The sequence below is a fragment of the Methanomassiliicoccaceae archaeon DOK genome (genome assembly GCA_009911715.1).
Taxonomy (GTDB): Archaea; Thermoplasmatota; Thermoplasmata; order Methanomassiliicoccales; family Methanomethylophilaceae; genus Methanoprimaticola.
On sequence record CP047880.1, the window covers coordinates 1,703,181 to 1,721,852 of the forward strand.

An 18,672-nucleotide genomic window follows, 5' to 3' on the forward strand; every position below is an offset into this window, starting at 1 on the left:
TAGCATGGCCGTGATGAAGTTCGGCGGCAGGCTGATCCGCAACCTGTTCTCCAAGCCGGAGACCAGGTTGTACCCGTCGGTTCCCAGGGAGTATCCCGAGAGGAGCAGGGGGCACATCGAGTTCGACCCCTCCAACTGCATAACGTGCAACATCTGCGGGAAGAAGTGCCCCACCGATGCGATCAAGGTCGATAAGGGGGCCAGGACACTGACGATAGACAGGATGAGCTGCATACAGTGCGGTTACTGCGTCGAGTCCTGTCCGAAGAAGTGCCTGAGCATCCTTCCGGGATACACGGCCCCCAGTGCCGAGAAGGTCATCGAGACGTTCCCAATCCCGGAGAAACCGAAGGAAGAAAACCAGTGAACAAACAGGGGGTCCGCGAGGACCTCCTTTCCACACTATATCTTGGTCCATGCGATTTGGTTCCAAACCACGAGTTTTGTCCGCAAACCCTCAGAACTCTGCTTCATTTTAGAATAGGTGTATTTTCAATAGAGATTGTTATCACTATAGGTGTAACGTTCATTGATAAAATTTTTAAAATAGGTGTTGTTATTTAACAACTAAATATCATGGCGGCATTCAGAAGGAAGATATACACAAAAATGCTGGATTGGAAAGACAGATACAGCAACAAATATGCGCTACTCATCGAAGGCGCTCGTCGCGTCGGTAAAACAACGATAGTCGAGGAGTTTGCAAAAAAAGAGTATGAGAGCTACCTCCTGATTGACTTCACCACAGCCACTGATGAGACCAAACAGTGGTTCAAAGACTATTCAGACGACCTTGACACCCTGTTCCGCCAGCTTCAATTCAGATACAGCACAGCGTTGAAAAAAGGAAAGAGCGTCGTCATATTCGATGAGGTACAGGCATTCCCACCCGCCAGACAGCTCATCAAGCACCTTGTCAAGGATGGACGTTACAGCTACATTGAGACAGGTTCTCTCATATCGTTTAAACAGAACGTAGAAGGAATCCTCATCCCATCTGAAGAGATGCGCATACAGATGCATCCGTTGGACTTTGAAGAATTCCTGTGGGCTCAGGGAGACGTCACGACGGTAGACCTCCTTAGAGAATCGTTCATGTCCCTCACTCCTCTGGGGAACTCGGTACACAAACATCTGATGAGGAAGTACACCACGTACATGTTGGTCGGAGGCATGCCTCAGGCGGTAGAGGCGTTCGTTGAAAGCAACAATTTCGATGAAGTCGAAACCGTGAAAAGGACGATCATTGACCTGTACAGGGATGATACTGTCAAATTCAAATCGGACAAAGGCTCTAAAGCAAGACGCATTTTGGACCGTATACCCGCACTTCTGTCCAAGCATGACAAACGCTTCTCACCATCGCAATTGAAAAAGGGCTCCAGAACCCGCGAATACTTCGACTCAGTGGTATGGCTCGGAGAATCAAAGATGGTGAACGTCTGCCATGACGTGTCCGATCCAGGACCGGCCATGGGACTGAGCATCAATGATCACTCCTTCAAGCTGTACATGCTTGATACGGGGCTTCTGATCTCTGCATCATTTCTGTCTAACGTAGACACCTACTCAGAACTCTACGACATGATGTTGAGAGGAAAGCTGAATGTCAACAAAGGGATGCTGCTGGAAAACATGGTTGCACAGGAACTCGTGGCAAAGAACTACGAACTTCTATTCTGCAGATTCCTGGTGGAGGAGACAAACAACCCACAGGAGGTAGATTTCCTTCTTGTGAAGGATGGCAAAGTCCTGCCGGTAGAGGTCAAATCTGGGGCAAGCTCGACAAGCCACATATCCCTGGACAGATTCCTCACCAAATACAAGTCTGTCGCAGACCATGCCTATGTGATTCACACCAAAGACCTCCGTGTCGACGGGAACATCACATATCTACCAGCATACATGACCATGTTCATCTAATTATTAGGTATTCCTAAACTATAAATACTCAGTTTAGGTTATCCTAAATTATGTCGAACGTAGCAGTCGTCTATTGGAGCGACACCGGGAACACCGAAGCCATGGCCAAATTCGTGGCCGAGGGAATCCAGTCGGCCGGTGGCAGTGCAGAGATCATCACCGCGGACAACTTCGGACCCGACAGGGTGTCCGCCTACGACGCGATAGCGTTCGGGTGCCCCGCTATGGGCGACGAGATCCTCGAGGAGGACATCTTCGAACCCATGTTCACAGCTGTGGAGGGACTGCTCTTCGGCAAGAAGGTCGGGATCTTCGGATCCTATGACTGGGGCGACGGACAGTGGATGAGGGACTGGGCGGACAGATGCAGGGCCGCCGGCGCGGACCTCGCGAACGACGGCGTCATCGCCAACCTCTATCCGAACGATACGGAAGCCGAGGACTGCAGAAAGCTCGGAGCCATGATGTGCTCATGACACTAGACATTCGCCAGCTGGCGAGAGGAAAGGGGATGTCGGCGGACTACGACATGCCCGAGGATGGGAAGAACGAGGAACTGAGGGAGGTGGACATAAGGAGACTGTGAAACAAGCAAGCCGATACTCACATCACTCGCACCCGGCCACAATCATTGCCGTTACCTAGTATCACCCGGCCGGGTGCAACACCTGATGTCCCCCAAACCTCATCTGAAGTAGATCTCCGGACGCCTTTTGTCCAGGAAGTACACATCCTTCATAGACACGTACCCCTCCGCCCTGATTACCTCCAGCGGCTCCGGATCGAGATCCGCGGTCACGATGCACTCGCCGGAGAAGTCCTCCGCGAGCTTGTTGCCCCTGGCGTCGTAGATGATGGCTCCTCCACCCAGTTCCGTGCCGGACCCCGTGGGGCCGTATCCGTTGCACGCCCCCACATAGACCGTGTTGTCGTAGGCCCTCGCGGGCAGGATCCTGTCCCATGACGACCTCCTGCGCTCGCCTCCGAGATTGGACGCGAAGGGCATGAGGATTATGTCCGCTCCCTTCAGCGCGTATGTGCATGAGATCTCCGGAAAATGCGCCTCCCAGCAGATCTGCACTCCCAGAACCGCCTTCGACGTGCGGATGACATCGAGTCTGTCTCCCGAGACCATGACTCCTGCCTCCCTCTCTCCGAGATGGGTCTTGCGGTACACGCCCAGGACCCTTCCGCCCTCGACGACCGCCTGAGCTATGCTGGGCCCATGGTCCACGAACCCGAAGCAGATGCAGACGCCTGACTCACGGGATTTGTCCACCACCGCTCCGACCGCGGGGGAATCGATAGACATGACCGCATCGGCGCTGCCTGGCATGGAGTATCCGGATAGGCAGAGTTCCGGGAAGCAGACGATGTCGGCACCCCCGGACACGGCGGAGTCGCATAGTGCCAACATCCTCGAGAGGTTGCCCTCGGCATCCCCAAGGGCCGAGTTCATCGACACCATGGAGAGGCGCACAGGCTCCATCATACCGCCCCTATGCTCCTGGCGGGGACACCGACGTATGTCTCCCCGGCCGGAACGTCCTTCGTCACCACCGCGCCGGCGCCGATGATGGCGCCTTCACCGATGGTGACTCCTGGGAGGACTATTGCGCCGGCACCGATCCAGACGTCATCCCCTATCACGATCTTCTCGGCACGTGTGACTATGTTCCGCCTCATATCCGGAGAGAACTTGTGACTCGGGGTTACTATGCAGACCTTTGGACCTATCAGGACATGGTCCCCGATGACGACCTCGGCGCTGTCCAGGATGACGCAGTCGAAGTTGATCAGGACGCCCCTGCCGAAGGTTATGTTCCTGCCGACGTCGCACCTGAACGTCGGATACACGGCGACATCGTCCAGCTCCTGCCCGAACAGCTCCTCCAGTATCTCCTTCCTCCTGTCGGAGGGGGTCTGGGGGGTGTTGAACATCTCGCACAAGGTGTGAGCCCTGTTCACGGCCTCCATGAAGACACCGATGTCCTCGTCGGTCTTGCTCGTGACCATGCCGCGACGGCTGCGTTCCAGAAAATCCATGAGGATGTGAAAGGGGTTTGGATAGAAAATGGGAAGGGTCACCCCTCCCGGTTTCCGTGGGGATCACTCCTCACCGCTCTCGATCTTGTGCTTGACCGCCTCGAACTCGGGATCCTCCTCCGGCTTCTGGGCCTTGAAGAAGATTCCGACGATCACGAGGATCAGGATAATGCATCCTCCGGCGAGGAAGGAGAAGTCGACACTGTTGCTGAACGCCGACAGGATCTGCGGCGCGTACTGGGGATACGAGACGATGGCCTCGAGGACACCAGTGTCGTGGGGGATGCTGTTGAAGACCTCCTCGGGAAGGTAGTCGGGAACGAAGTTCATCAGCTCCCCACTGATGCGTCCGTTGATGATCATGGTGAAGATCGCGGTACCCATGGTCGTTCCGATCGACCTGATGAGGTTGACGGACGATGTCGTCATTCCCATCTCGGTGGGCTTGGAGCTGTTCTGGACTGCGGACATCACGACGGACATCATGCATCCCAGACCGAGTCCGAGGATGAAGGTTCCGATGAGGTATCTGGTCATGTACAGCTCCTGGAGGTAGTCCGCGTTACCGGCCATCTGCAGGACCATGTCGGGATCGACGGTCATGCCCGAGAGGTAGAACAGTCCCAGGAAGCACAGTATGGGTCCGACGATGAGCCAGGGCTTGTACCCGGTCCTCTCGACGAGGGCTCCGGAGGAGATGGATGTGATCATCATTCCGGCGACCATGGCCAGGGACCATATTCCGGCTTCGAGCGTGGTCAGTCCGAAGACACCCACTGCGAGCATGTTCGTGAACATCATGGCGCCTATCATTCCGATTCCGAAGATCGCCATGAAGATGGCCGCCATGATGACTGTCTTGTTGTGTATCAGATGGGGTGCGAGGATGGGGTCGATGGCCTTGTGCTCGACCTTCACGAACACGACGACGAGGACGATGGCGATGATGACCATAGCGGCCGTCTCGATGCTCGCCCACTCGAACTCCTTTCCTCCGAACTCGATCAGGAGCAGGACGTCCAGGAGCAGCAGCGAGAGGAAGGCGATTCCCTTGACGTCGATGTGCTTCTCACCGTCGTTGACAGGTGTGGGGAACTTCTTGATGGTGAGGATGAACGCGATGAGCGCGAGAGGGATGTTGATGTAGAAGCACCAGTGCCAGCTTATGGCACCCTCGATGTACCCTCCGATGAGGGGTCCGATTCCGCTTCCGACACCGAATATGGCACCGAGAATACCCTGCATCCTGGCCCTCTCACGGGGGGAGTACAGGTCCGCGACGGCAGCCGTGGCGACGGGGATCAGGATACCTCCGCCGACTCCCTGGACGGCACGGCAGACGATGAACATCTCCATGTTGGAGGACAGACCGGCGCACACAGAACCGACAGCGAAGAGCCCGAGACCGATGAGGAACAGGGGCTTCCTACCGTAGATATCAGAAAGCTTTCCCGCGATGGGGATCATGATCGTCTCGCAGAGGAGGTACGCCGTGGTCATCCAGGCATACAGGCTGAGACCGCCCAGGTCCTCCGCCAGTTTGGTTCCGATGGTACCGACGATCGTACCGTCGAAACACGCCCCGAGCATGGCTACGCACAGACCAATCATGATGGTGTTGCGCACCTTCGGGTCGATGTTCTTGTATGTGATTTGTTCGGCTGCTATAGGAATCCCTCCCAGGATTCTTGACAGAAATACCCTTGAGCAAGATGTTGTATAAGTACGTTTTGAATTGTGAAATCAACTAAAATGATGATGCACGTCCGTACAATGGGTTTGATTTTCACGGTTTTTTGTGAAATGTATATAATTGGTTTGAAAACAAGACGATGTTTGTCCTGTTTGTAAAAATAGTTGTATTGTCAACTACAGTCCTTATCCCTTGGTCAGACTCTCCATTATGCGGTCCGCCCTGTCGTCGAGCTTCCTCATGATCTCGGCGAGAACCTCCTTCTCCTCGTCCGTCAGAACGTCGAACAGGTTCCTGTCCAGGAGTTCGAACATCATGCGGCTCATCGCGAATATGTCACGGCCCTGGTCGGTGAGATGGAGACTGTGGAGCTTCCCGGAGCTGTCGTTGTACACCAGGCCGAGGTCTATGAGGTCATGGACCATCGTGGAGATGTACGACTTGTCGTACGGGACCTCGTCGATGAGCTCCTTCTGTGACAGTCCGTCCCTCTTCCCTATATGGAAGATGAGGATGAGGTATGGGGGTTTGATGCGTGTGTCCCTCAGGTACTTGTCCGCATAGCCCTTCATGCACAGGTTCATCTTCTTCGGGAAGGACACGACCAGACGGATCGCGTCGTCCCCTCTGTCATCCGTATCCATTCGAGATCACCTCAGATAGTGTATATTCCGAAATAGTCGAGAAGGCCCGTCACCAGTATGATGGCCATGAACAGCGGGCAGACGACCATGATGAGTGCGTTGTAGATGGGCTTCAGCCTGAACCGTCCGGACGACTCGATCTCCTCCGTCACGAACTTCGTCTTGACGAAGTAACCGATGATGATGCAGGTCACTATCGCCGCTATCGGCATCAGCACGGAGTTCGTGATGAAGTCGAAGAACTCCAGGAACGTCATGCCCAAGATGGTGATGCCGCTGAGCGGGCCGAATCCCAGACAGGACAGTATCCCAAGACCGAGTATGAGCACCAGACATGCGATGCAGGCCATGGAACGCCGCCACTTCCATCTGTCCCTGAAGATGGAGACTGCCGTCTCGGACAGCGATATCGAAGACGTCCATGCGGCGAACATCGCCAACAGGAAGAAGACGGCGCCGACGATGTGCCCTGCGGGCATGGTCTCGAACACGAGGGGCATGGTCTCGAACATCAGACCGAACCCGTCCCCCATCCCGGGGCCTATGAACACGACGACCGCGGGGACGATCATCAGACCGGAGAGGAACGCCACGCAGGTGTCCATCAGGCATATCGTGTAAGCCGACTTCTCGATGTCCACGTTCTTCCTCATGTACGAACCGTATGTGATCATTATTCCCATCGCCAGAGACAGGGAATAGAACAGCTGCCCCATCGCACCGAGGACAGTCTTCATGGAGAAGTCGTCGAAGTTGGGGACGATGTAATACGAGAGCCCCTCGGTGATGCCATCAACCGTCAGCATGTACAGGCAGATCCCCACGAGGAGCACCAGCAGCCCGGGGAGGAGGATCTTGCTCATCCTCTCCACGCCCTTCTGAACCCCGAAGGCGACGACCGCCACGGTCAGGACCGCGTAGATCGCGAACCACGTGACGGGGCTGTCGAAGACCCCGGTCATGGATGCGGACATGAAATCGCCGAAGAATGACCCGTTGGCCAGTTCTGATCCCATCCCCGCCATGTACTCCACGAAGTACTTGGTGACCCATCCGCCGATGACGCAGTAATAGGGGACGATGATCAGCGGGATGATGGCGATTATCCATCCGACGACCTTGTACTTCTCGCCGAGATCCAGGAAGGCGTCGATGCAGGACTTTCCGGTACGACGACCGATTGCGATCTCGGTGATCATCAGAGCGACGCCGAAGGTCACCACGAGGATGATGTACGTTACAAGGAAGGCACCGCCTCCGTAGTGTTCGGCAAGATACGGGAAGCGCCACAGGTTCCCGAGACCAACCGCCGACCCGGCGGCAGCCAGGATGAAACCCAGCCTCCCCGAGAAGCTGCCGCGCGATGCAGCATGCTCCATATCTCCGTCCAAGTGTTGGAGATTATAATAATTTCGGCTCTTCGAAGGAACGGCGACAGGCCTGGGAGATGGGATTCGACCGCATCAGATGGTGTAGATGCCCATGCCTCCGAGCACTCCCACGACGAGGATTATCACTAGGATCACAGGGCACACGTACTTGATCATGTACGGATAGATCGTCTTGATCCTGAACTCGCATCCAGACGACTCCACCTCGTCGATGACGTACCTGGACTTCACGACGTATCCGATCAGGATGCACGTTATCAGCGCGACTATCGGCATCATCACGGAGTTGGTGATGAAATCGAAGAACTCGAGGAAGCTCATACCGAACGGCGCCACGGCGCTGAGCGGTCCGAATCCCAGGCACGACAGCAGCCCCAGGATCAGTATCCCTATGGACACTATCACGCATGCACGGAAGCGGGTCATGTGCCAATGGTCCCTGAGGACGGACACCACCGCCTCCATGAGGGCGATGGACGACGTGAGTGCGGCGAACATGGCGAGCAGGAAGAACGCGATTCCCACGACCTCCCCTCCCGGCATGGTGCCGAAAACCTGAGGCATGGTGGTGAAGAGGAGCCCGAAGCCGCTTGTCATGTCGGTGCTCCCGGAGAACAGGACGAATGCGGGGACGATCATGAGACCGGACAGGAACGCCACCGTGGTGTCTGTGAGGGCCACGGTGTAGGCGGACTTCTCTATGTTGTCCTGCTTGCGCATGTACGACCCGTAGGCGATGGTTATGCCCATGGCGATGGACAGGGAATAGAACAGCTGGCTGACCGCTCCCGCGAGAGTGGAGAAGGACAGCTTGTCGAAGTCGGGGACGAGGTAGTACTTCAGCCCCTCGGAGATCCCGTCGATGGTCAACATGTACACGCAGATGGCGATCAGCAGGACGAAGAGGGCGGGCATGAGGATCTTGCTCATCCTCTCGATGCCCTTCTCCACGCCGAACACGACGACCACGATGGTCAGGAACGCGTAGATCAGGAACCAGGGGAGCGGGCTGTCGAAGACCCCTCCGAGGTCCATGGAGATGAACTGGTCGAAGAATCCGGCTCCGGCGAGGTCCGACCCGGCACCGACGGCGTAGTCGGCGAAGTACTTGGTGACCCATCCGCCGATGACGCAGTAGTACGGGACTATGATCATCGGCACCAGCATGGCGATCCACCCGATGATCGGGTACTTGTCGCAGAGGTCCATGAGGGCGTCGAAACAGGACTTGCCGGTGCGCCTGCCTATGGCCAGCTCGGTGATGACCATGACCACGCCGAACGTTACCACTAGTATGAGGTAGACTAGGAGGAATATCCCTCCGCCGTACTGTTCGGCCAGATATGGGAAGCGCCACAGGTTCCCGAGTCCTACGGCGGCTCCGGCAGTGGCCAGGATAAAACCCAGCCTGCCCGAGAACCCGCCACGCTTTTCGACGGTCTCCATCGCGGTCACGACGACTCATGCGATATTTGATGTTTTGCGACACGGAGGAGACTGTCCAGCGTTCCGGGCCTTGACTGTACAAGCATCTACGCGTCGGCGGATGCCGTAAACAAGGTATAAATCGGATGTCAGAGTACGCACCCACAGGTGTGAAAACCATGCAGCTTTATCACGATAAAGATGCGGACCTGAAAGTCCTCGACGGCAAGAAAGTCGCCGTCCTGGGATACGGGTCCCAGGGAAGGGCCCAGGCTCTGTGCTTCAACGACTCCGGGATCGATGTGACGATCGGAGTCAGGAAGGACGGAAAGTCCTGGAACAAGGCCAAGGAGGACGGCCTCAAGGTCGCGGAGTTCGCTGACGCCGTCAAGGACGCAGATGTCGTCATGATGCTCCTGCCTGACGAGGTCCAGCCCGACATCTACAAGGAGTACGTCGAGCCCAACTTGAAGAAGGGCGCCGCACTCGAGTTCGCACACGGCTTCGCCATCACCTACAAGCTGATCCAGCCCCCGGCGGATGTCGACGTTATCATGATGGCGCCCAAGGCCCCCGGAGACATGGAGAGGCTCGTCTTCACCGAGGGATTCGGAGTCCCCGCCCTCATATGCATCCACCAGGATGTCACCGGCAACGCCAAGAAGATCGCCCTTGCACTCGCGAAGGGACTCGGATCCACCCGCGCCGGAGTCTTCGAGACCACCTTCGACAACGAGACGTACACCGACCTCTTCGGAGAGCAGTCCGTCCTCTGCGGAGGACTCACGGCCCTGATCAGGCAGGGATTCAAGACCCTGACTGATGCGGGATATCCTCCCGAGATGGCCTACTTCGAGGTCCTCCACGAGACCAAGCTCATCGACGACCTCATCATCAAGGGCGGCTTCGAGCTCATGTGGAACGTCGTCTCCAACACCGCCGAGTACGGCGGAATGACCAGGAGGGACAGGGTCATCACCGAGCAGTCCGCCGAGGGCATGAAATCCATCCTCGAGGAGATCGAGAACGGCAAGTTCAAGGACGAGTGGAGGGCCGAGTGGGCCGCAGGACTCGTCAACCTCAAGAAGATGGAAGAGGACGAGAAGAAGCTGCAGCTCGAGATCACCGGAAAGGAGATCCGCCAGCTCTTCGAGAGGAAGAACTGAAACCCTACAGGCCAGGTGGCGAGATGAGCAGGATGATCGTCAGGACGAGAAACGGGGACTTCCTCGGGGACCTGGACGGGTCGGACATCTCAAACGCCATCTGGCTCTCACTCCCGCTCAGCATGGACATCAACATGCTGGGCGGGATGATCTACTGCGAATGCCCCCTCTACGCGATCCAGCCCAAGGAGGGGCGCACCACGCAGCTCGAGGTCGGGGACATCGCCTACTGGCCCGGCCCCGGCGCGTTCTGCATTTTCTACGGGCCGACCCCTCTGAGCGGCGAGGATGGGAAGCCGGTCGCACCCTACCCGGTCATCAAGATCGGCAGGATGGTCGGCGACTGCTCCGGACTGGAAGCCGCCGGTGACAGGCAGAAGCTCACACTGGTCCCGCCCTACTGATTTATTGATGCATCATCGTGCTCGGCTCCGTCTGGATGCAGACTGATGTGTACCGGATCCTCGGCCCTTCTTAACCAGAGGTCTCCCGTCGGCATCCAGGAGGGGTGTTAGCCCACCCCCGTTGCCGCTCCAGAGCCAGAGATAGCACACTCCCGTCTCCCTGTCCCTCAGGACCATCCTTATCCCGGCATCCGCCAGGGCACCGCCCTCACGGTGGATGACCTCGAACCTGTCCTCGGTCATGTCACCGCCTCAGGCATGCCTGATCCCCGCGTTCTCGGAGATCTCCGAGCTCACGGTGCACAGGTCGTCGAGGGACAGCTCGGAGATGTCACCGTGACCGGACGCCCTCAGGAACGCCCTGAGCTCGTCCGCCAGGGCGCGGAGGTAGTTGCCGACGCGCACGGCTCCTGCCTCCTGGTCCAGCCTGGACTCCAGCTCGGGATCCTGCGTGGCTATCCCCATGGGGCACTTCCCGGTGTTGCATGCCCTGTACCTCTGGCATCCCAGCGCCATGAGCGGGGCGGACGCCATGGCGACGGCGTCGGCGCCCATCGCGAGGGCCTTGATGCAGTCCCCGCTTGTGCGGAACCCGCCGGTGATGACCAGCTCCTGCCCCATGCCGTGCTCGTCCATATACCTCCTGGCCCTGGACAGGGCGTAGACGGTGGGCACGGATGTGGCATCCTTGAGGAACTTCGGGGACGAGCCGGTAGCGCCTCCCCTGCCGTCTATCGTGATGAAGTCGCATCCGGATTGGGATATGAACTCGAGGTCCTCCTCGATGCGGCCCGCCGCGATCTTCACGCCTATGGGAAGCCCGCCGGACCTGCTGCGGAGCATGTCGACCATCGCCTTCAGGTCCTCCGGGGTGTCGATGCCGGGGAACTTCGACGGACTGAGTATGTCCTCGCCACGGCGCTTGCCCCTCATCGTGGCTATGACCTCCGTGACCTTCTCCCCGGGCAGATGACCGCCCATCCCGGGCTTGGTGCCCTGGCCGATCTTGATCTCGATCGCGTCGCAGTGCTCCAGCGTCATGTCGTTGAAGCTGTACTGGTTGGGGATGTACTCGAAGATGTACCTGTGCGCGGCGATCATCTCGTCCCACAGGGCGCCCCCCTCCCCGCTGCACATGGCGGTCCCTGCTATCGCGCTACCTTTGGACAGGGCGACCTTCGCCCTCCCCGACAACGCTCCGAAGCTCATGTGACTGATGTAAACTGGCATCTCGAGCTCCATCGGCCTCTTCGATCCCTTGCCTATGACAGTGCGGATGGAGACCTCCTCCCATTTGTCCTTGGGTGCCCTGGCGAGCTGGGCGCCCAGGAACAGGATGTCGTCGAAATTCGGAACCGGGATCGTGGTGTCCATCGCACTGTCGATGCTCCTCCCTGTGAGAGCCATCTCATGGATGTCGTCCATGACTCCGCCGTCGTGTCTCTTCAGGTTCTGGGGAACGTCGATTCCGCCCTCCGGGACAGGTTCCGACGGTTTCTCGGGAGTCTCAGGAACCGGGGATCCCCCGTCATCGTCCATGAGCACGAAAGCGGATTTGGGGGAATGGCAGAGAGGGCACACCCAGTCATCGGGCAGGTCCTCGAACCTCACACCCTCATCCTCTTCATCGTAAATCTCGCCGCAAACGGAGCATCTGTAGCGTGCCATAGTGCACATATCGGGACACGGCGTTATAACGGTCTGGGTCGTCCTCACGGACCCAACGCAGTTATGGGTACGACATATACACCATCTTCACGCTGGTACGCGTACGATGACATGCCTACCAACACGCACAGGAACGATGGTGGCCTGCGACTGCTGCTCCTGAACCTCTCGCTGAGATTCAGCAACTTCTCGGATGCCTCATCCACCTGGTTCATCCCGAGTTTGATTTCGAATGCTCCCCAACGACCATCACCCAGCTCTACAACCGCATCCATCTCGTTACCAGCACTGTCCCTATAGTGCTTCACGGTGCCACCATGGGTCGCGGCGTATACCGCCAGATCCCGTTCGCACATCCCTTCGAAAAGAAAACCGTAGGTGTTCAGATCATTGAGAAGACCATCCACAGAGGCGTTCATCGATGCGGCAGACAGAGATGGATCCGTAAGATGCCGCTTTGGACTTTTACCCACCCTGTATGATGACCTCAGCCCTGGATTGAAGGCATACTGGTACTCTGTGAGGAACATGCGATCCAGAATCCCCAGATAGTCAGCCACGGTATCCGGATCCATTTTATCGTCATCGTATTCCTCAATGTCTTTCAATATGGTCCTGTTTGAGACAACGGTGCTTTCGTTACGTCCTAGAGAGGTGATGACTCTTCTCACCCTCTCTGCATCGCGCTTTTTCCCGTCTATCTTGACGAAATCCTCATCGCGAATCGACTGAAGGTAGTTCCTACTCAGGATTGTTACCTTGTCAATATCCACTCCTATGGATTGTGGCCAACCTCCACGGAGGGTCAAATAAATGAGTTTGCGCAATGTGACGTCGTCTATTGTCCTTGTCTTCATTTTGCTCTCGAAAAGATCGGATACAGACACGGCCCCGGACGAGTCACCGGATTCGAATAGAGACATCGTACGCATGCGCACCGTTGCTATACGCCCCGCACCACTGTGCATTATTCCTTTGCGTACAGGAGTCGATGATCCTGTTAACACAAATGCCCCCTTAAGACTGTCAGAGGATACGGTCGTACGAACTGCGTCCCAGACCTTGGGCACATCCTGCCACTCATCGATCATGCGGGGCCTTGCTCCGTTGAGCGCTTCATACACATCGACCTCGGCCAGTTTTTTGTTGGCGAAATCGTTCTTGGAATCGGACAGATCGATAACACTCTCGGAGTGATTCAGCCCCGTCCATGTTTTTCCGCACCACTTCGGCCCCTCTATGCATACTGCCCCCATCGTTTCAAGTGTAAGGGAGATGTTCCTATCCACGAGTCTCGCACGGTACCCGTTCTTGGTCAGAACCATGATATGATGACAATTTGATAATTTATTATGTTTTCGATTCCGTGGTTTTCAAAGGTTTCATTCCGTGGTTTTCAAAGGTTTCATTCCGTGGTTTTCAAAGGTTTCATTCCGTGGTTTTCAAAGGTTTCATTCCGTGGTTTTCAAAAATGATAAAAGGTTTGGAACGGGGCCGGTCAGTTTCCGACCAGCTCCGTCCTGGAGAAACTCATGGTCGGTACAGTGACGACACCCATCTGACAGAGGTCGTTGCCTATCAGCTCCACGTTCCTGACCGCCTCCAGCATGTTGCCCATCAGGAGGGCGTTGTTGATCGTGTCCACGATCTCCCCGTTCCTGATGATGTAGCCGCATCTGACGTTCAGTCCGAACCTGCCCGTCATCTCGTCGGCCTCCGGCCACGCGAACCTCTCGACGAAGATTCCACGGTCCGTCTGCTCGATTATCTGCTCAGGTGTGTACCTGCCGGGCTTCGCGGTGACGTTCAGAGCCTTGATGACGGGGGTGCGCTCGTACGCGCCCTGGGCCTCTACGCTAGATCTGCGCATCCCGTTGCCGGTGCTGTCCCCGCAGAACGAGTCCCTGAGGAACGACCTGAGTACGCCGTCCTCGATGACGACCCTCCTCTCCGTCGGTGTCCCCTCGTCGTCGAACACGCAAGACAGCGGCGCGGATACCGTCGGGTCGTCCACGACCGTGAACTGCTCCGAGGCCACCTGCTGTCCGAGGGAGTCCTTCCACATGCTCCTGCCGTACTTCACGTTCTCCCCGTTGACCGCCGCGACGACGGACGAGTTCATCATGTCGCCCAGCTGACCGGGCGGCAGTATCATGCTCAGCCTCTCGGAGCCCCTGAACTCGTGGCTGGCCGCGGCATTGTTGGCCTGGCGGGCGAGGGATTCGCCGATGGCGGGCAGGTCGATGTCGAGGTGCGTCCCGTGGAACGTCTCCATCCCCTCGCCGGGATGCTCCTTCGTAGTCATGGATGTGAAGTGTCCGTAGACGAGCGTGCTCCTGTGTGCGCAGTCCACCCCGTTGCCATTCATGACCCTGCAGTCGTTGGTCGAGACCCTGATCTGCGCCCTCGGGATGTTGACGGGACAGCTGTCGATGAGCAACTTGGCCATCTCCCTGAGGTCGTCGGGAGTCACGTCCTCGACCTTCCTGTCCCACACGTCCGGAAGGGCGATCCTCGCCTGCCCGGGCTGGGCGTACCCTTTGAACTCGGTGCTCTCCGGGGAGTACCTGAGGACGGACTCGGCCATCGACATGCACTCGCGGACCGACTGCTCGCCGTTGAGGGTGACTGATGCCTTCCCCTGCCTGCCTCCGTCCGCAACGCGGACCATCAGGCCCGCGTCGAGCTTGGTCTCGATGTTGCTGATCTTGGAATCGTCGATGTAAACCGTGTTTATGACGGCCTCGGAGACGTATACCTCCGACTGCCCGTACCCCCTGGCGGCCTCCATCGCCTTCTCCGCGTAGTATCCGATGTCGCTCACTGTCCTCCCCCCACGATCATCCTGGCGCGCATGTACGGGCCTCCCGACGAGACCCTGACCCAGTCCTCGATTCCCTTGCCGCACATCCCGCCGTCCAGGACTACCTCCTTCGACAGGGCGTCCGCCGAGGACAGGATGTCCACGGACCTGCCGGTGAGGGTGAACGACTGAAGGGGCTTGACGATCTCACCGTTCCTGATGAGGAAGCCCCTGAGGCACTTGGCCTCGAAGCATCCGCCCACGGGGTCCTCCATTCCGTTGACCATCTTGTCGCACAGGATCCCGTCCCTGGTGTCGGCGATGATCTCGTCGCGGTCCCACTCGCCGGGTCCGAAGTAGGTGTTGGTCATCCTGACCCAGACCCTCTTCCCGTAGTTCTCCGCCCTGCCGTTCCCGGTGGGCCTGACACCCAGTTGGGATGCTGTCTCCAGACTGTGCATGTACCCCTGGTATACACCGTGGTCGATTATGGTGGTGCATGACGACGGGGTCCCCTCGTCGTCGAACGGGACCGATCCGTGGGCTCCACGCACCGTGCCGTTGTCGTACATGGAGATTATGTCCGATGCGACCTTCCTTCCCACCGCGCCCGTGAGGAAGGACCTCCTCTTGGTGATCTCGTCGCCCTCCGACGCGTGGCCCATGGCCTCATGTGCCAGCAGACCGGAGACCATGGGGTCGGATATGACAGTCAGATTGCCCGACGGGGCCCTGTCTGCCTTGAGAGTCTCGATTGCCTCCCTCGCCGTGACCCTTCCGAGCTCCTCCAGATCGGCGTCCCTCACGACCTCGTACCCGAGCGTGCTGTCGGGCCCGTCGTAGTAGCGCTCCATCCTCTGGCCGTCCGCCGCGACAGACATGGCCCTGCACAGTGTGCGGACCTCCTCCCAGCTCAGGTCAGAACCGGCGGAGTTCACCAGCGCGTTGGTCTTGACCTCCTCGGAGTAGGAGCCGACGCGGTTGATGATGCGGTCATCGACGGCCTGGGCCCTGTCCAGGTCCTGGGCGGCGGCGATCTTCTCCGACAGGTCCACAGAATCGGGATGGATGCGTACGTCCGCCCTCCTGTGCTCCCTGACCGTGGCGGGCTCCAGCATCAGGTCCGATTTCCTCTCCCCCGATGCGTTCCGGACCGCCTGCTCCGCGGCCCTCATCACATCCTCGCGGTCGAATGACGTGGCGGTGCCGTAGCCCCACCTCCCGCCGGCCCATGCCCTGAGACACACCCCTCCGGTGCTCTTCTGAACCAGCTGGCGGATGTCCCCGTTCATCGAGCTCACTCCGGTGACCCTCACCGTCTGGGACCTCGCGTCCGAGAACTCCGCGCCGAGGTCCTGCATCCTGTCCACCGCCTTGTGCAGGATGTCCTGGGCCTGCTCGGCCTTCATGATGACCGCCTGCATCATACCACCGTGAAGGAGTGGTCGAAGGAGGTCAGGACCTCGCACCCGTCCTCGGTTATGAGACAGGTGTCCTCGATCCTGATTCCGCCCACGCCGGGTATGTAGATGCCGGGCTCCGCGGAGACCACGTTGCCCGCGCGGAGGATCTGATCCGACTTGGAGTAGATGGAGATGTCCTGATGGACGTCCATGCCTATGCCGTGGCCGAACGTATGGATGAACTTCCCCTTGAACTCGGACTCGTCGATGATCCTCCTGGCTGCGATGTCGGCCACGCTGGCGCTGGCACCGTCGCGGTACTCCGCGATGCCCGCCCTCTGCGCCTCCAGGACGACCTCGTAGGCCCTCTCCAGGATCTCGGGGGGCTTCCCGAAGAAGACGGTGCGCGTCATGTCGGAGCAGTAGCGGTCGTACTTCGTTCCGAAATCGAACAGCGCCGTGTCACCCTTCCTGAGCCTGTAGTCGCAGGGCATGTGATGGGGCTGTGAGGAGTATGCTCCGAATGCCGCGATGGTGTCGAACGCGTTGCCCGTCCCGCCGAGCTCCCTCATGCGCGCGTCCATCCTGGCCGCGACCTCCTTCTCGGAGACGCCCTCCGACAGCATGTCCGGGATCTCCCCCGCTACGACGGAGGATATCCTGCAGGCCTCCCTGGTCGCTGCTATCTCCTTCTCGTCCTTGACGGAGACCGTCGCGGAGATGGCCTTGCCGGCGTTGACCACCTCTATGCCCTCGGCGACCTTCTTCACATACTCCACCGCGGCATAGGTGGCTGAGTTGACGTTGAACCCGACCTTCGTGCAGCCCTTCAGCGCGTCCCTGATGAACGCCTCGCGCTCGGCACGGTCGTGGTAGACGCAAATGTTCCCGGCCCCCTCGCGGGCGCCCTCCTCCTCCAGGATGCTCACCAGGACGTCCATGGAACCGTCGGACTTCACGATGGCGAAAGACCCCTCGAAGGTGCCGGAGTTCTGCTCCGTGAGGTACCAGAACGTGGAATCGAGGAACGGCTCGCCGTCGTTGGCTATGACTACGGCGTCCATACCCTCTGCATTGGAAATGAGCCTCTCGGCCCTTGTTTTAGGCATGCCTGTGTATCATACAGATTCTATTTTGGGTTTTGTCTCGCAAGAGATGGAAAGTCGGGAGGAGGGGTTGCCCCCGCCCCCTCAGATACCGATCCACTCGTTCCTGACGATCCTCTTCAGGGCTGAGATCGCGGACATCGCGGCGAGATAGGACGTCTTGGGATTGTCCGGGGACGGCACGTTGTAGGTGTGGCAGGTCATCTGCCCGAACTCGCCCTTGACCCTGAGCTCGTGGGAGTTGCTGTGTATGGACGGGTCCACGACGATCGTTACCTTCGTCTTGTCGAATCCCACCCCCAGGAGGGATACGGTGGCTGCGACGTTGATGTTCTTGGGGAACAGCTTGACCGCGTCCCTGGCGGTGCCCGAGAACACGGTCGTGGGTTCCGTGAGCGTGTCGACGTCGATCCCGTGGTCCTCAATCCAGTCGACGCCCTCCAGGCTCTTGGGTCCCTTGGTGGTAATCAGCTCCACCTCGTCCAGCTCGCCCACGGCGGACGAGCGGAGGCCGTCGGTACCGCAGACCGCTCCGGACGGGATGAAGATCTTGGCCTCGGACTGGATGGCCTTCTCCTTCACCATCTCCCTGAACTCGTCGTCCACCAGGGCTCCGACGGACATGATCATTATGTCCACGCCTCTGGCGACCACCTTGGGGACGATGGCCGTGGCGGCCTTCTGGGAGGCGGCCTCTATGACCAGGTCGGTGTGGTAGAGCTCCTCCTCCACATCGTTGATGACGATGGCCTTGTTCAGGGCCTCCGCGAGTTTCTCCGCCCTGGGATGGTCCTCGTCCATGAGGTAGATCCTCTTGACCTCTGCCATCTCGTCGGCGGCCTTCGCGAGCTTGGATCCGATGGATCCGCACCCCACTATTGTTATGCGCATGAAGGGGCGTACCAAAATCCGCTGTATATTAGACTTGGTGACAATTCTGATGGAAAATTCCTGTTTTTCTACGTATTCCGCAATTATTCTGCGTTAATCGTAGAAAGGC

The 18,672-nt window shown here is 58.3% G+C and carries 18 protein-coding genes; 5 read left to right on the forward strand and 13 right to left on the reverse strand.

The genetic code is table 11. The features are described 5' to 3' along the window. Positions 1 to 4 precede the first annotated feature (4 nt). The 3 genes from JS82_08590 to JS82_08600 all read left to right on the forward strand — a co-directional run bounded on the left by JS82_08590 (position 5) and on the right by JS82_08600 (position 2,399). Positions 5 to 367: a 4Fe-4S dicluster domain-containing protein gene (locus JS82_08590; protein QHK18155.1), complete on the forward strand. Its 363-nt coding sequence runs from the start codon at positions 5 to 7 to the stop codon at positions 365 to 367. A gap of 209 nt (positions 368 to 576) precedes the next feature. After that, positions 577 to 1,923 carry an AAA family ATPase gene (locus tag JS82_08595; protein ID QHK18156.1) on the forward strand — a complete coding sequence of 449 codons (1,347 nt, stop codon included), beginning with the start codon at positions 577 to 579 and terminating at the stop codon, positions 1,921 to 1,923. 50 nt (positions 1,924 to 1,973) lie between these two features. After that, positions 1,974 to 2,399, forward strand: coding sequence for a flavodoxin (locus JS82_08600; GenBank protein ID QHK18157.1), 426 nt, complete (start codon positions 1,974 to 1,976; stop codon positions 2,397 to 2,399). 209 nt (positions 2,400 to 2,608) lie between these two features. Here JS82_08600 and JS82_08605 read toward each other — a convergent pair whose 3' ends face one another. From JS82_08605 to JS82_08630, 6 genes are all read right to left on the reverse strand, one after another. Beyond that, a complete protein-coding gene (locus JS82_08605; GenBank protein ID QHK18158.1) occupies positions 2,609 to 3,412 on the reverse strand; it encodes a hypothetical protein in 804 nt (267 codons plus the stop codon). Continuing rightward, positions 3,412 to 3,969: a sugar O-acetyltransferase gene (locus JS82_08610; protein QHK18159.1), complete on the reverse strand. Its 558-nt coding sequence runs from the start codon at positions 3,967 to 3,969 to the stop codon at positions 3,412 to 3,414. Before JS82_08610 ends, JS82_08605 begins: the two co-directional genes overlap by 1 nt. A gap of 63 nt (positions 3,970 to 4,032) precedes the next feature. Continuing rightward, entirely contained in the window at positions 4,033 to 5,580 is a 1,548-nt protein-coding gene (locus JS82_08615; GenBank protein QHK18160.1) for an MFS transporter, read from the reverse strand. A 267-nt stretch (positions 5,581 to 5,847) separates the two neighbouring features. Continuing rightward, positions 5,848 to 6,306: a MarR family transcriptional regulator gene (locus JS82_08620; protein ID QHK18161.1), complete on the reverse strand. Its 459-nt coding sequence runs from the start codon at positions 6,304 to 6,306 to the stop codon at positions 5,848 to 5,850. An 11-nt stretch (positions 6,307 to 6,317) separates the two neighbouring features. Continuing rightward, positions 6,318 to 7,685, reverse strand: a complete 1,368-nt coding sequence (locus JS82_08625; GenBank protein QHK18162.1) for a sodium-dependent transporter — start codon at positions 7,683 to 7,685, stop codon at positions 6,318 to 6,320. An 84-nt stretch (positions 7,686 to 7,769) separates the two neighbouring features. Then, positions 7,770 to 9,143, reverse strand: a complete 1,374-nt coding sequence (locus JS82_08630) for a sodium-dependent transporter (protein ID QHK18163.1) — start codon at positions 9,141 to 9,143, stop codon at positions 7,770 to 7,772. 158 nt (positions 9,144 to 9,301) lie between these two features. Here JS82_08630 and ilvC point away from each other — a divergent pair, with 158 nt between their 5' ends. After that, complete coding sequence (ilvC, locus tag JS82_08635) at positions 9,302 to 10,288, forward strand: ketol-acid reductoisomerase (protein QHK18164.1); 987 nt, start codon at positions 9,302 to 9,304, stop codon at positions 10,286 to 10,288. A gap of 23 nt (positions 10,289 to 10,311) precedes the next feature. Next, on the forward strand, positions 10,312 to 10,692 hold the full coding sequence (locus tag JS82_08640) for an AfsR family transcriptional regulator (GenBank protein ID QHK18165.1): 381 nt from the start codon (positions 10,312 to 10,314) through the stop codon (positions 10,690 to 10,692). Between the two features lie 12 nt (positions 10,693 to 10,704). Here the strand turns inward: JS82_08640 and JS82_08645 are convergent, their stop codons facing one another. The 7 genes from JS82_08645 to JS82_08675 form a co-directional block, all read right to left on the reverse strand. Continuing rightward, a complete protein-coding gene (locus JS82_08645) occupies positions 10,705 to 10,935 on the reverse strand; it encodes a hypothetical protein (GenBank protein ID QHK18166.1) in 231 nt (76 codons plus the stop codon). A 9-nt stretch (positions 10,936 to 10,944) separates the two neighbouring features. Further along, a complete protein-coding gene (locus tag JS82_08650; protein QHK18167.1) occupies positions 10,945 to 12,360 on the reverse strand; it encodes an FMN-binding glutamate synthase family protein in 1,416 nt (471 codons plus the stop codon). A 44-nt stretch (positions 12,361 to 12,404) separates the two neighbouring features. Next, positions 12,405 to 13,685: a DUF4143 domain-containing protein gene (locus tag JS82_08655; protein QHK18168.1), complete on the reverse strand. Its 1,281-nt coding sequence runs from the start codon at positions 13,683 to 13,685 to the stop codon at positions 12,405 to 12,407. Between the two features lie 173 nt (positions 13,686 to 13,858). After that, positions 13,859 to 15,184, reverse strand: a complete 1,326-nt coding sequence (locus JS82_08660; GenBank protein ID QHK18169.1) for a hypothetical protein — start codon at positions 15,182 to 15,184, stop codon at positions 13,859 to 13,861. Then, the gene (locus JS82_08665; GenBank protein ID QHK18170.1) at positions 15,181 to 16,572 is read right to left on the reverse strand and encodes a hypothetical protein; all 1,392 of its coding nucleotides are present in this window, start codon (positions 16,570 to 16,572) and stop codon (positions 15,181 to 15,183) included. Before JS82_08665 ends, JS82_08660 begins: the two co-directional genes overlap by 4 nt. A 14-nt stretch (positions 16,573 to 16,586) precedes the next feature. Further along, the gene (locus JS82_08670; protein QHK18441.1) at positions 16,587 to 17,630 is read right to left on the reverse strand and encodes a M24 family metallopeptidase; all 1,044 of its coding nucleotides are present in this window, start codon (positions 17,628 to 17,630) and stop codon (positions 16,587 to 16,589) included. A gap of 126 nt (positions 17,631 to 17,756) precedes the next feature. Beyond that, positions 17,757 to 18,563, reverse strand: coding sequence for an aspartate dehydrogenase (locus JS82_08675; GenBank protein ID QHK18171.1), 807 nt, complete (start codon positions 18,561 to 18,563; stop codon positions 17,757 to 17,759). Positions 18,564 to 18,672 lie beyond the last annotated feature (109 nt).

Coding starts and splice junctions, on each gene's coding strand:
- JS82_08650 (QHK18167.1), bottom strand. CDS start 12,360: ATGGCACGCTACAGATGCTCCGTTTGCGGCGAGATTTACGATGAAGAG.
- JS82_08605 (QHK18158.1), bottom strand. CDS start 3,412: ATGGAGCCTGTGCGCCTCTCCATGGTGTCGATGAACTCGGCCCTTGGG.
- ilvC (QHK18164.1), top strand. CDS start 9,302: ATGCAGCTTTATCACGATAAAGATGCGGACCTGAAAGTCCTCGACGGC.
- JS82_08625 (QHK18162.1), bottom strand. CDS start 7,685: ATGGAGCATGCTGCATCGCGCGGCAGCTTCTCGGGGAGGCTGGGTTTC.
- JS82_08675 (QHK18171.1), bottom strand. CDS start 18,563: ATGCGCATAACAATAGTGGGGTGCGGATCCATCGGATCCAAGCTCGCG.
- JS82_08610 (QHK18159.1), bottom strand. CDS start 3,969: ATGGATTTTCTGGAACGCAGCCGTCGCGGCATGGTCACGAGCAAGACC.
- JS82_08670 (QHK18441.1), bottom strand. CDS start 17,630: ATGGACGCCGTAGTCATAGCCAACGACGGCGAGCCGTTCCTCGATTCC.
- JS82_08655 (QHK18168.1), bottom strand. CDS start 13,685: ATGGTTCTGACCAAGAACGGGTACCGTGCGAGACTCGTGGATAGGAAC.
- JS82_08600 (QHK18157.1), top strand. CDS start 1,974: ATGTCGAACGTAGCAGTCGTCTATTGGAGCGACACCGGGAACACCGAA.
- JS82_08590 (QHK18155.1), top strand. CDS start 5: ATGGCCGTGATGAAGTTCGGCGGCAGGCTGATCCGCAACCTGTTCTCC.
- JS82_08630 (QHK18163.1), bottom strand. CDS start 9,143: ATGGAGACCGTCGAAAAGCGTGGCGGGTTCTCGGGCAGGCTGGGTTTT.
- JS82_08620 (QHK18161.1), bottom strand. CDS start 6,306: ATGGATACGGATGACAGAGGGGACGACGCGATCCGTCTGGTCGTGTCC.
- JS82_08595 (QHK18156.1), top strand. CDS start 577: ATGGCGGCATTCAGAAGGAAGATATACACAAAAATGCTGGATTGGAAA.
- JS82_08615 (QHK18160.1), bottom strand. CDS start 5,580: ATGATTGGTCTGTGCGTAGCCATGCTCGGGGCGTGTTTCGACGGTACG.
- JS82_08665 (QHK18170.1), bottom strand. CDS start 16,572: ATGAAGGCCGAGCAGGCCCAGGACATCCTGCACAAGGCGGTGGACAGG.
- JS82_08640 (QHK18165.1), top strand. CDS start 10,312: ATGAGCAGGATGATCGTCAGGACGAGAAACGGGGACTTCCTCGGGGAC.
- JS82_08645 (QHK18166.1), bottom strand. CDS start 10,935: ATGACCGAGGACAGGTTCGAGGTCATCCACCGTGAGGGCGGTGCCCTG.